Genomic DNA, 13,095 nt, shown 5'->3' with positions numbered 1-13,095 from the left:
CAAAAAAGTTTCAAAACAATAATTATTTCAGGTACAATTATGATATAAGAAATATTTTTTCATATTATTTATTATTTAGAAGAATTTTTTCTTCAGTCAAAAACTTCTACTTAATATTGAAGGAGATTGTCTAATGAATAACTTATCTTACTACCTTGGCGTAGATATTGGAACCACTAGTACTAAGACAGTTCTTTATAGAGATAAAGGAACGGTCATTAGTATGCACCATGTCGAATATCCACTATATAGCCCAACCCCATCAATTGCCGAGCAAGACCCGGAAGAAATATTTCGGGCGGTGGTGGAAACCATTAAAATGGCGGTCAAGAAGGGGGAAATCGATTCCCAGAAAATTAAACTTGTCTCATTTAGTTCCGCAATGCATAGTGTCATTGCCATGAGTGACGAAGATAAACCGCTTACCCGCTGTATAACTTGGGCAGACAGCCGGGCAACTGCCTGGGCTGAAACGATTAAAAACGAACTAAATGGACTCGCTATTTATCGAAGGACAGGAACACCGATTCATCCGATGTCACCATTAAGTAAAATTACATGGCTGCGCCACGACGAGCCTGAACTCTTCAATCAGACAAATAAATTCATCGGGATTAAGGAATATATATTTCATAAGTTATTTGGCAAATATGTTGTTGACTATTCCATTGCATCGGCAACAGGAATGTTTAACCTAAAAGAGCTTGCTTGGGATGCTGAAGCCCTAGAAGTAGCTGGGATTACCGGTGATAAACTAGCCGATCCTGTCCCAACTACCTACTATTTAACAGGCTTAAAAGAGGAGTTTGCCAAAGAACTAGGACTATCTATAGAAACGCCTTTTGTAGTAGGGGCTAGCGATGGTGTTCTTTCCAATTTAGGAGTAAATGCCATAGACCCTGGTGTAGTTGCTGTTACGATTGGGACAAGCGGTGCCATCCGGACTGTGACGGATCGACCGGTTACGGATCCAAAAGGAAGAATTTTTTGCTATGCGCTAACAGAAAAACACTGGGTTGTTGGCGGCCCGGTGAACAACGGCGGCATGACCTTCCGGTGGGTGCGTGACCAGTTGGCATCAGCCGAAGTGGAAACTGCTAAGCGCTTGGGAATTGATCCTTATGAAGTATTAACCAAGATCGCCTCAAGGGTTGCTCCAGGTGCTGATGGCCTTATTTTTCATCCTTATTTAGCCGGTGAACGCGCGCCACTTTGGAATGCCCATGCAAGAGGATCCTTTTTCGGTCTTGGACTTCATCACAAAAAAGAGCATATGATTCGCGCTGTACTCGAAGGTGTAATCTTAAATTTATATTCTGTCTTACTCGCGCTTCAGGAAGTTATTGGAGTGCCCACCAAAATTCAAGCAACAGGCGGTTTTGCACGGTCTGAATTATGGCGTCAGATGATGGCAGATATTTTCAACCAGGAGGTTGTGGTCCCAGAAAGCTTTGAAAGCTCATGTCTGGGTGCAGTCGTTCTAGGTATGTATGCTCTTGGGGAAATTGAGGATTTTTCAATTATGTCTGAACTAGTTGGTTCAACCCATGCCCATCAGCCAATCGAAAGTAATGTAGAAATTTATAATGACTTAACACCTATCTATATCCGTGTCTCACGGGTTTTAGAAAATGAATATGGCCCTATTACAAGTTTCCAAGAGAAGTGGGTAAAATAACAACTCAAATAAAAGAAAGCATCCGGCTGAAATGTACGGATGCTTTTTTACTAACTTATGATTATTTTTTCTCTACTGCATGTCCACCAAATTCATTTCTTAAAGCAGCAACAACTTTACCTGTAAAGGTATCTTCATCGAGTGAACGATATCTCATCATCAGTGACAAAGCAGTAACAGGCATTGCTGTTTGAAGTTCAAGAGCAGTTTCAATTGTCCATTTACCTTCTCCTGAAGAATGCATGATTCCTTTAATAGAATCAAGTTTAGGATCTTTAGAAAATGCGTTTTCCGTTAGTTCCATCAGCCATGAGCGGATAACGGAACCATTATTCCAAACCCGCGCAACCTTTTCATAATCAAAATCAAAATCACTTTTTTCCAAAACTTCAAACCCTTCCGCAATTGCCTGCATCATTCCATACTCAATTCCATTATGAATCATCTTTAAGAAATGGCCGCTGCCGATCTTGCCGGCATACAAGTAACCATTTTCTACATTAATATCACGGAAAACTGGTTCAATCACGCTGAAGACCTCCCTATCTCCGCCAACCATCATGCAGGCTCCTTCCCTTGCTCCAGCCATACCGCCGCTCGTACCTGCATCGAAGAAATGTATGCCTTTTTCTGCAAGTTCCTTGCCTCTCTGAATGGAATCTTTATAGTGAGAATTCCCTCCATCAATTACGATATCCCCTTCGACCAGCTCGTCCTTTAGCTCCTCCACCACTTGTTCAGTGATTGAACCTGATGGAACCATCACCCAAACGATTCTAGGAGTGGAAAGTTTTTTTACCAGAGCCGAAATAGACTCAGCCCCAACTGCTCCCTCTCCGCTGATTTTTTTAACAGCTTCCTTATTTACATCAAATGCAACTACATTATGTTTATTTTCCATCATATTTAGTGCAAGATTATACCCCATTTTTCCTAGTCCTATTAAACCGATCTGCATTTGGAAAAACCTCCGAAATAATTTTTTCTTGATAATTTTATTATATGAAAATTTATTTCCTAAATCAAATTATACGTGAAAAAATATTTTTTCAGATAATTTCATGCTATACTTAAGATATGATTTTTTATAGAGAGGACATCACTTTATGGCACAAAACTGTTTGGGAAAGATTCGCTCTTATTACGCACGTCTAAGTGAAAAAGAAAAAAAAGTTGCAGATTATATTTTAAAAAATCCTGAAAAAATTATCCATAATACAATTAATGAAGTCGCCGAAGATTTGCAAGTGGCGGATGCGACGGTATTTCGCTTTTGCAAGCGGATAGGTTTTAAAGGTTATCAAGCAATGAAAATCGCTCTTGCTTCCGAAATTATCGAACCCATACAGCAGATTCATGAGGAGATCAATGAAAACGATAATGAAAAAACAGTAGCTGATAAGATTTTTCATTCAAATATTAGAACATTAGAAAACACCTTACAGATCCTTGACAGCGATTCCATTCAAAATGCTGTTAGTCTGCTAATGAAGGCCACCCGGGTTGAATTTTATGGTACTGGCGGATCAAATGTAGTAGCAATGGACGCTTTTCATAAATTTGTACGCACAGGAATTAAAGCGTTTGCATTTATAGATACCCATTTTCAACTCATGTCGGCATCTCAATTAAGAGAAAATGATGTTGCAGTAGTGATCTCCCACTCAGGGACAAATAAAGACACCCTAAATATATTAAAGACCGCTAAAAAAAATGGGGCAAAAACGATCGGCATTACTAGTTATCCAAAATCGCCCATTTGTCAGTATTCTGATGTAGCTCTATATACGAGTTCTGAAGAAACAGAATACCGTTCGGAGGCCCTCTCATCCAGGATTGCTCAATTAAGTCTTATAGACGCACTTTATGTAAATATAATGGTCCTCAATAAAGAAAAAGCAAAACACTCACTTGGAAAAGTAAGAGAAGCGATTTCTGATACAAGAATATAAATATAGATATAGAGAGAGGATGACCTAATAAGGCCATCCTCCTATTTTTATACAAAAATATTAAGAATAAGTGCACCTGCAAATGCAATGAAGGATAAAATCGTTTCCAGTACAGTCCACGTTTTAAATGTTTCTTGAATGGAAAGACCCAAATATTCTTTCACCATCCAGAAACCTGCATCGTTAACATGAGAAAACATTAACGAACCTGCTCCTGTGGCGATAACAAGTAATTCTAAATTAACACCTGACATATTAGCTACGATTGGTGCCACAATTCCAGCAGCAGTTGTTAAAGATACCGTTGCCGAACCAGTTGCAATTCGAATTAAACCGGCAATTAAGAAGGCTAATACAAGTGGAGATAATGACATTCCTTCAGACATAGACGCAATAACCTTCGCTACTCCGCTTTCAATAAGGATCTGTTTAAATCCACCGCCGGCACCGATTATTAATAGAATAGAACCAACTGGTAAAATACATTCCTCTGTGAAATTCTTAATTGTGTTTTTATCGATTCCCTGACGGAAGCCTAAGAAATAAAAGGCAAAGAAACATGAAATCAATAACGCAATGATTGGACTACCGATAAATACTAAGAACTTCTCAAAACCAGCTGGTACAGGTAAATACGGTGCGGCTGTTCCTAAAACCATTAAGATAACTGGCATTAAGATAGTAAGGAAAGATACACCTACACTTGGTAATGACTTTTTGTCTTTATTGTCATCAACACGTACTAATTCTGGTTCACCAACCGGTACGACACGCTTGTTGATAAATTTAGCAAATAATGGTCCGCCGATGATTCCCGCCGGAATCGCAATGATTAATGAGTAAAGTAATACCTTACCAAGGTTTGCCCCATAAAGCCCTATAGCCGCAATTGCACCAGGGTGCGGAGGGACAAGTCCGTGTACAATCGATAAACCTGCAATCGCCGGTAATCCAATTAATAAGATATTTTGCTTAGATGCTTTTTGAATTGAAATAACAAGCGGTAATAAAATTAAAATTCCGACTTCAAAGAAGACCGGGATCCCAATGACGAACCCTGAAAGAAACATGGCCCAAGGCAGTTTCTTCTCACCAAATACTTTTATGAAGAAATTAGCTATTTGTAAACCTGCTCCAGATTCAGACAACATTTTTCCTAGAATTGTTCCCAAAGCCAAGATACCGACTAAGTGCCCTAATGTACCGCCGACTCCTGTTTCATAAGCGGCAACAATTTTATCTAATCCTAATCCTGACATAATCGCCAAGAATAATCCTGCTACTGTTAAACTAATAAACGCATGCCACTTAAACAATGAAACTCCCAAAATAACAATAACAATTGAAACAAGTGTTATGAATAATAAATAGGCATTCATTTGATTGCCACCCCTCTAAGTTTTAATCGATTTTTGTAGAATTACCATGAAAGCACTTCCAACAAAAATGATTATACGAAAAAAAATTTTTTATTTCAACATTTATTTTGAAAAAATATTTTGTTTACTTGCTAAACAAAATATTTTTTTCATTTTCCACAACAAAATAATTTAAGAGGCCCTTCCGATTAAGAAAAGAGACGGGTGCAAATGTCCCGTCTCTACTCTCCAATATTGTCTTCAAACCATTCCTGGAGCTCATTCAAAGAGGTGAAAGTAAAAATCTCTTCACCATTCTGGCCATTGTCTATGCCAGAATTCCCTCTCAGAGTAACTTGTCCCTCATCCTCCGAAACAAGGATAGCATAGGGGTGGTTGACGTTGATATACCTTGAGTCTAAATCGGTATCAAGCCAATTCTTGCTTCGTAAAAATGCTTCAATATGGTCCATTAACTTCCCTCCTCATCCTTTTATTGTTCCAAACTGCAAAAAAAAGAGACAGAATTAATGTCTCTTAAAGATATTTTTATTTTAAGTAATTTTAAGAAACTTATTGACTTGTATCTATAAAAAGTAGCCTTACTTCAATAAGTATTTTTTTGTTACAAGACAGCGGTCATTTCAATTTGTACTCTAAGGCCTTCCCTTAGATTTTTAACACTGGTATGTCTTGCAGGGCGATCATATTCACGGTCCGTTGATGAAACACTTAAATATGCAATATCATCGGTCGTTCCTCCGGCAAGCTCCATGATCTCTCTCAGTAATGAAAAAGATTGGCCACTTCGTCTTCGACTCTTTCTGGCATTTCACCTGTTTTAGGGTCCGATCCAATGATGGCTGAGATGTATTTGTTTTTACAAGCTTACATCAGATTCCAGCCGTCTCATAAACTCTTCTGCAGCACTGTATCCTTCCTGCTTCAAAAGCCAGTTATTAGCCGCGGCTTCAATCAACCCCGCAACATCACGGCCAGGTTGCAGCTGAATTTCAATATGAGGGATTCGAACGTCCATATATTCCGTAAATCTAGATTCGTGATCCAATTCATTATGGAGGGAATCTTTTTGCCATTTGGTCAATTCAATATCGAGTGCGATTCTCGTCTCATCCTGAAAAGCTTTTCTCCCATATAGGCGGACCACATTCAATAGTCCCACACTTCGCAAGGCAAGAAATTCCTTCGTTTTCCCATCATGTGTGGCAAGAATGGTTCGTGGACTAAGCTTTTTTAATACAACAATATCATCAGCCACAAGCCTATGACCTCTGCCAATCATTGTGTGTGCAATTTCACTTTTGCCGATACCTGATTTTCCCCGAAGTAAAATGCCCATTCCATATACATTAATACATACCCCGTGGACGGCGATTTCTGGCGCTAATTTTTTTACCATATATGCATCAAGCTTCATAATAAATTCAGAAGTCGTTTGAGGCTCTAACGTACATAACAACGGGATTCCCTCTTCAAGACAATACTGTGTTAAATACGTTAGACCTTCCTGTCCTGCTGTAACGATAAAGCATGGAGGATGGTATTTAACGATATTACCTATTCGTATCTTACGCTCCTCAATGCTTAACTTATGTAAATAAGTAATTTCCTTTCTTCCTAGTATTTGAACACGTTCAGTTGGAAAAAAATCAAAGTGTCCCACGAATTCTAAACCCGGACGATGAGATCGGGATTGTGTAATGGTTTGTTGTAATTGATTTTCTCCAGCCAATATTTTCAAAGAAAATTTTCGAACTAAGTTTTCAACTGTTAATATCTTCATGTCTGTGCCACTCTCCATCCTAAATCACTTTCTTAGTCTTGATTTTATCATCCTTTACATAGTAGAATGTGAGATTTTTTAAGAAGCCAGCTGTAGCCGTTAAACCATAACAATAGAAAAGGTCAACCAGAAGACTGGTTAACCTAATGCTATAAAATAGGGAAGGCCAAAAAAAGGACCATACCTCCCTTTTTTAGCCTTCCTAACACTATTTTTTCCTATTACTTTATTATAGTTGCTTTCTGTGTAGCAAAATCCATATCTTGATAATAACTATTCTTTACTAAGATATTAGGTCCTAGACAGGACACAGCCGGACAATGACAACTTAATTCTTTTGCAATGTTAGAGGATTGCCAACTGTCATAGGCCGATATTAAATCGTCTGTTTGAATATTTCCAAGTGGTGGTGTATCACCGAAATCCGTAACTATGATGTCTCCAGTAAAAATGTTCACATTTAATCGAGAACGGCCATCTGGATCGTTTCTTACGGTGACATTCTTACTGTCATAAAGTCTTTTTAGAAGCGCTAGGTCCTCTTCTTTCTTACTGCACGCATAAAATGGCAGTGTCCCAAACAGCATCCAGACATTTTCATCCCGAACATCTAATAAATGATGAATAGCCTCCCTAATCTCCCCTAATGAAAGAGTTTCAAGGCTGCTGGCAAAATCACTTGGATACATAGGATGGACCTCATGCCGTTGACATAACATCTCTTCAACAATTTGCCGGTGAATTTTCTCTAAGTGCGGAAGAGTCCGCTTGTTTAACATGGTTTCTGCGGATACCATGATTCCCGCTTTCACAAGTTCACGGCTGTTTTCTATCATTCTCGTAAAATAGGCTTCTCGTTGTTTGAAATCGGGCTTTCTCTCCATCCTTGCAAAACCGCCCTGGGCAAAATCATCCACTGTGCCCCAGTTATGCGAAATATGTAAAACATCTAAATAAGGGACAATGAGCTCATAACGTCCTAATTCAAGGGTTAAGTTGGAATTAATTTGTGTTCGGACACCACGCTCATGAGCGTACTTTAATACTGGTACAACATAATTTTTTACCGAGGATAAGGAGAGCATCGGTTCTCCGCCAGTAATACTTAATGAACGCAATGACGGAATTTCATCCAATCTTTTTAATAACAGATCAAGCGGCAGTGCGTCTGGGTCTTTTGGCTGTAATGTATAGCCAACTGCACAGTGTTCACAGCGCATATTACATAGGGTTGTCGTGGTGAATTCAATATTCGAAAGCAGCGGCTTCCCATACTCCTCAATGTCTAAATAAGCTTCCCATGGATCATATTTTGGGGTGATTTGTTTTCTAGTCAACATTTGAACTCCTTAAAAATCAATCTTCAAAACCTTTTTATTATAGCTGATTTCTAGAATAATGGGTTGTTTTAAGTGTTAACAAATTTTATGTTACAGTAATTGTGTCTATTCAAGGAAAATTCGCCAAAAATATACATATCCTGACCCCTTTCGTTTACAATATACAGATAATATTAAACGTTAGAATGGTGGTAATTTACATGGAAATGCAGCCTTTAAGTGAAGCGGAAAAGCTCGCTTTAAAAAAGGTTAAAATATTCCGTCAAAGCATCCTTCGCTACCTATTACGGGCAATGCTTGCGAGTATGTTTATCGGCTTTGGCGTTATTGTTGCCTTTAAGACAGGGAACTTTTTCTATCTAAAAGATTCCCCGTTTGCCTATCCAATGGCAGCTCTTACCTTTGGAGCAGCTATTATTTTAATAGCATATGGAGGCGGTGATTTATTTACGGGCAATACATTTTATTACACCTATGCAGCACTCCGTAAGAAAATGGCTTGGGTCGATGTCATCAAACTATGGATTTGTAGTTACTTTGGTAATATCTTGGGAGCTGCCGTGTTTGCCTTTATTATTTTTACTACTGGACTTTATGCAGATTCATCTGTGAACGGCTTTTTACTTCATGTTGTGGAAGTAAAAATGCAAGTTCCGACAACTCAATTATTTTTTAGAGCGATTCTTTGTAACTGGCTCGTATGTATGGCCTTTTTCCTTCCAATGGGATTAAAAGGAGATGGTCCAAAAATGTTTGCAATGATGTTGTTTGTATTCTGTTTCTTTATTTCTGGATATGAGCACAGTATTGCTAATATGTGTACGTTCGCTATTGCTTTGGTATTAAATCATCCAGGCACAATTTCTTGGGCAGGGGTCGTACATAATTTAGTTCCGGTCACGATTGGTAATTTAATTGGCGGTGCTGTGTTTATGGCGATGATGTACTACTATGCAAATAAGCCATTTTTAGCTGAGTATGATAAGGAGCAGGGGCATTAAATGATGGTTCCGGTTTATCGACAAATTTCCAGGGAAATATCAACAAAAACATCTGCATTTCGACAATATTAAAAGATGAAAACCTCGCCGCAAGAGATGGCGAGGTTTCTCCTAACTCCAAGGATTCCTCCATTTTGGGTTGCTCTAGGGCTATAAAAACGATTATAACTGTCGAAGCTCTTATATAATGGCTTTTTAAGGGTTATGAAATGCTCTTAACTCCCGTAGTATTTCCATCTCTTGCACTACGACAGTTATGAATCTTCATAACTGTCGTAGTGCCTTTATTTCTTACTTTTAAGCAGTTATGAACCTCTCTTATCTGTCGTAGCACCTTCATCTCTTACTTTTCAGCGGTTATGAGCCTTTCTTATCTGTCGTAGTACCTCCATCTTTTGCTTTTCAGAGGTTATAAACCACTCACAACTGCCGTAGCACTCCTATCACTGCTGATCAGAGGTTATAAACCACTCGTAACCTTAAACTTAACCCAATTTTAATAGCTTTCCTTTATTACAATATGGCCTTGATTATTTACTTAAAAAATAAAGATATGCCTTGATCATAAAGTAGCTGACTTCTTCAGGCAATAGTTCCTTAATCGGTTTTAAGCGGCTCCTTCCTGCTTCTGCTACCGCCTGCTCTAGTAATGGCAGATACTCCTCGGGAATAAGTGCGGTAAAGTTAATCTCCAGCCCCTGCTGTGCGCACTGAATGATATGTTCCTCAACTGTTTTCAGAGATAATGCCCTCTTTTCAGCAATTTCATTTAGAGAGAAGTTCTCTTTATATAAGGTATACGTTTCTAAATGTGAGTCACGAACAGCCTTTTTGGTCGTTTTTTTCGGTGTATTGGATGCTGGTACTTCTTCACTTTGATATTCTGGATTCTCCTCAAGAAACACACGTATAGCCTGAATAAACTCCAGTCCATATTTTTGCAGCTTGTGCTCTCCAACTCCGCTCACTTGTAAAAATTCCTCACTCGTTTTCGGCTGTTTGGCACACATATCTTTAAGCGCGGCATCCGAGAAAATCACAAATGGCGGGACATTTTCCGATTCGGCAATTTGTTTGCGCACTTCTCTCAGGCTTTCGAATAATGGATCATTTTTCGACACTTGTTTAACCTGTACCGCTTCTCTTCGATAGACATGCTGCTTGCCTAGGAGGACCTCCTTGCCTTTTGGCGCGACAAAGATGGTAGGAAATTGCCCTTGCTCAATCGCAATTAACTCTTGTGAGATTAGGAATTCAATAAATTCTCCTACTTCTCTTGCACCCTGATTCTTCATGATTCCATAAGTGGTCAGCTTATCAAAGCCCATCTCTGAGACTTTTTTGTTTTTTGATCCCGTTAGCACTTGGGCAGTTAGATTTTTCCCAAAGCGCTGGCCCATTCGAATCACACAAGACATCACCATTTGTGCCTCTTTTGTTACATCCACCATGCTTCTTGAATCTAAGCAGTTACCACATCTCCCACAGCTTTCTGTTTCTGTTTCACCAAAATATCTTAAAATAAATTCCTGAAGACAGTTTTCCGTGTGGCAGTAATCCGCCATTTGCTGCAGCTTTTCTAACTCTTGCGTTATCCTGCCGCGATCACTCGATTGATCGATAAGAAAACGCTGAACTTGAACATCCTGAGGAGAATAAAGCAAAATACATTCACTATCTAACCCATCCCGGCCTGCACGTCCTGCTTCCTGATAATAGCTCTCCATATTTTTGGGCATCTGAAAATGAACGACATAGCGGATATTGGATTTATCAATACCCATCCCAAATGCGGAGGTGGCAACCATCACAGAAGCTTTATCCTCTAAAAATCGTTCCTGTTCTCGAGCCCGGTCCGCATCCCCCATTCCGGCATGATAGCGGGCGGCATTGATTTGTTCCTTACGCAGTCTTTCATATAGCTGATCAACATTTTTCCTTGTAGCCGCATAAATAATCCCGGCTTCTTGTTGATTCTTTTTCAGATAATCAAGGAGAAACTTAAGACGGTCCTGCCCCTTAATAACAGAAAAAGATAAGTTTACACGTTCAAATCCGGTGATAATTGTATTCGCTTGATCAATTTCGAGAGAATAACAAATATCTTCCCGAACCCTTGGTGTCGCGGTTGCTGTAAGGGCGAGTACAACTGGTTTTTGCGGCAGGTTATTAACCATCTGCTGGATATGACGGTAGCTTGGGCGGAAGTCGTGTCCCCATTGAGAGATACAGTGAGCTTCATCCACTGCAACTAATGATATGTCCATCTGCCTTAAGTCCTCGAGAAAATCATAGGACTCTAATCTTTCCGGCGCTATGTACAATAGCTTGTATTTCCCTGCTTTCGCTTCGTTTAATCTCCTATTAGCTTCTGAAAAATTTAACGAGCTATTAATAAATGTGGCAGGGATTCCTGCTTGGATGAGGGTATCGACTTGATCCTTCATTAAGGAAATCAATGGGGAAATAACGATTGTAGTACCTGAAAGGACGAGGGCTGGAATTTGATAGCAAATCGATTTACCGCCGCCTGTCGGCATGACACAAATGGTATTCTGACCTGTTAGTACCGACCGGATTGCCTGCTCCTGCCCGTTTCGAAAGGAACTGTAACCGAAGTGTGTTTTTAGTAGGGAAAGTGCTTGTTCAAACAAAATGGTATCTCCTTTCAATTTTAGGAACTGTCTATATTATACTGCTTTTGGAGCTGCTACTGTTCTATTAATTAAAAAAACTGAGAGAGAAAATTCTTATGCCTAGAGTACTTTCCGCTTATCCGAGAGCAACCTTTTTTAATCCGAGAGTATTCTTAACCATAAAAAGAAAGACTATCGCTCCCTCCGATAGCCTTTCTCTTGTTTATATGAAGATACTATTTAAAACTTCTGCTTTATGCTCACCTTTTTTAGGAGGAGGAGCAATCACCGGGAGCTCTAAATCACTGTGCATTTTAACCTGATAATCTCCCCAGGACGATGCAAAAATAAGTTCTTTTTCTTTAAAATACGGATTTTCGCTCAGTTCCCCCACCTCGAGGACTGGTGCCATACAACAATCTACTGCCTGAGCAAATTCGATCCATTCGAAAAAGGTCTTAGTTTTAAAAAGGTTGATGAGCTCCTGATAGACTGGGTTAGATGCTTCTGTTCTGGAAAAATGAGCTCCTATCCAATCCTCGCGTCCAAGTGCTTGGCAAAAACTCTTCCAAAATTTGGGCTCTAACGTCCCTAAGCTCATGTAACGCTGATCCTTCGTTTCGTAAATCGCATACGAAATAATACTGCCGTTCAAAACGTTTATACCGCTTCCTTCACCTGTTTCTTTTTCTACCAAGACATGATTTCCCAATAGTGATACCAGTTGATCAGTAATGGAAATAGAATGATAGCTTCCCTTTCCTGTCAACAGTCTTGAAACAAGCCCTGCTAAAATCCGCTCATTGGCGGCAAACCCGCCCAAATAATCGGCAAGAGTGATCGAGGGATGGATGGGTCTTCCCTGTTGATCTTTAAGCTGGGCAAGGACCCCGCTTAGAGCCATATAATTAATGTCATGGTTTCCGAGCTTACTTAACGGTCCTGTTTGACCGTATCCAGAAATAGAACAATAAATAATATCAGGCCTCACCTGTTGAACCGCCTCATATCCCAAACCTAGTTTCCCCATTACCCCAGGTCTGAAACTTTCAATCACAACATCGGCATGGGAGATCAAGCTTAGTGCGGTCTCCAAGCCAGCTTTTTCCCTCAGATTTAGTGCTATACTCTTCTTTTGTCTATTATTCGCTAGAAAAACAAGGCCAGTATTGTCCTTTAATACGCCTGTGTTCCGGGCCGGATCTCCTTCCGGTGACTCTACTTTGATGATTTCTGCCCCTAATTCCGCTAGTCTGAGTGTTGCAAATGGTCCCGGAAGATAGTTAGTAAAATCAATTACCTTTATTCCTTTTAACATAGACAAAA

General features: G+C 39.5%; 11 protein-coding genes. 3 read left to right on the top strand and 8 right to left on the bottom strand.

Features of this window, described 5'->3' with window-relative positions; genetic code table 11:
- Nucleotides 1-133: 133 nt before the first annotated feature.
- A complete protein-coding gene (gntK, locus tag M3226_RS11070) occupies nucleotides 134-1,678 on the top strand; it encodes a gluconokinase (protein WP_251565267.1) in 1,545 nt (514 codons plus the stop codon).
- Between the two features lie 61 nt (nucleotides 1,679-1,739).
- Here gntK and gnd read toward each other — a convergent pair whose 3' ends face one another.
- Nucleotides 1,740-2,636: a phosphogluconate dehydrogenase (NAD(+)-dependent, decarboxylating) gene (gene gnd / locus M3226_RS11065; RefSeq protein ID WP_251565265.1), complete on the bottom strand. Its 897-nt coding sequence runs from the start codon at nucleotides 2,634-2,636 to the stop codon at nucleotides 1,740-1,742.
- A 148-nt stretch (nucleotides 2,637-2,784) separates the two neighbouring features.
- On the opposite strand from gnd, the gene M3226_RS11060 reads away from it, so the two are divergent.
- Entirely contained in the window at nucleotides 2,785-3,630 is an 846-nt protein-coding gene (locus M3226_RS11060; RefSeq protein ID WP_251565263.1) for a MurR/RpiR family transcriptional regulator, read from the top strand.
- Nucleotides 3,631-3,677: 47 nt separating this feature from the next.
- Here the strand turns inward: M3226_RS11060 and M3226_RS11055 are convergent, their stop codons facing one another.
- From M3226_RS11055 to yfkAB, 5 genes are all read right to left on the bottom strand, one after another.
- Nucleotides 3,678-5,009 (bottom strand): GntT/GntP/DsdX family permease, encoded by a 1,332-nt coding sequence (locus M3226_RS11055; protein WP_251565261.1) that lies wholly within the window; start codon nucleotides 5,007-5,009, stop codon nucleotides 3,678-3,680.
- A 221-nt stretch (nucleotides 5,010-5,230) separates the two neighbouring features.
- A complete protein-coding gene (locus M3226_RS11050; protein WP_098996209.1) occupies nucleotides 5,231-5,461 on the bottom strand; it encodes a hypothetical protein in 231 nt (76 codons plus the stop codon).
- A 152-nt stretch (nucleotides 5,462-5,613) separates the two neighbouring features.
- The gene (locus tag M3226_RS11045; RefSeq protein ID WP_251565259.1) at nucleotides 5,614-5,763 is read right to left on the bottom strand and encodes a hypothetical protein; all 150 of its coding nucleotides are present in this window, start codon (nucleotides 5,761-5,763) and stop codon (nucleotides 5,614-5,616) included.
- A gap of 105 nt (nucleotides 5,764-5,868) precedes the next feature.
- Nucleotides 5,869-6,792, bottom strand: coding sequence for an HPr(Ser) kinase/phosphatase (gene hprK, locus M3226_RS11040; protein WP_251565257.1), 924 nt, complete (start codon nucleotides 6,790-6,792; stop codon nucleotides 5,869-5,871).
- A gap of 221 nt (nucleotides 6,793-7,013) precedes the next feature.
- A complete protein-coding gene (yfkAB, locus tag M3226_RS11035) occupies nucleotides 7,014-8,132 on the bottom strand; it encodes a radical SAM/CxCxxxxC motif protein YfkAB (protein ID WP_251565254.1) in 1,119 nt (372 codons plus the stop codon).
- 200 nt (nucleotides 8,133-8,332) lie between these two features.
- Between yfkAB and M3226_RS11030 the strand changes: the two genes are divergently transcribed.
- Nucleotides 8,333-9,133, top strand: coding sequence for a formate/nitrite transporter family protein (locus M3226_RS11030; RefSeq protein ID WP_144563278.1), 801 nt, complete (start codon nucleotides 8,333-8,335; stop codon nucleotides 9,131-9,133).
- A gap of 530 nt (nucleotides 9,134-9,663) precedes the next feature.
- On the opposite strand, the gene recQ is transcribed toward M3226_RS11030, so the two are convergent.
- Complete coding sequence (gene recQ, locus M3226_RS11025; RefSeq protein ID WP_251565253.1) at nucleotides 9,664-11,787, bottom strand: DNA helicase RecQ; 2,124 nt, start codon at nucleotides 11,785-11,787, stop codon at nucleotides 9,664-9,666.
- 205 nt (nucleotides 11,788-11,992) lie between these two features.
- Nucleotides 11,993-13,087, bottom strand: a complete 1,095-nt coding sequence (locus M3226_RS11020) for a CaiB/BaiF CoA transferase family protein (protein WP_251565252.1) — start codon at nucleotides 13,085-13,087, stop codon at nucleotides 11,993-11,995.
- Nucleotides 13,088-13,095 lie beyond the last annotated feature (8 nt).

The organism is Neobacillus cucumis (assembly GCF_023715505.1).
This window is presented reverse-complemented; position numbering and strand designations above follow the sequence as displayed.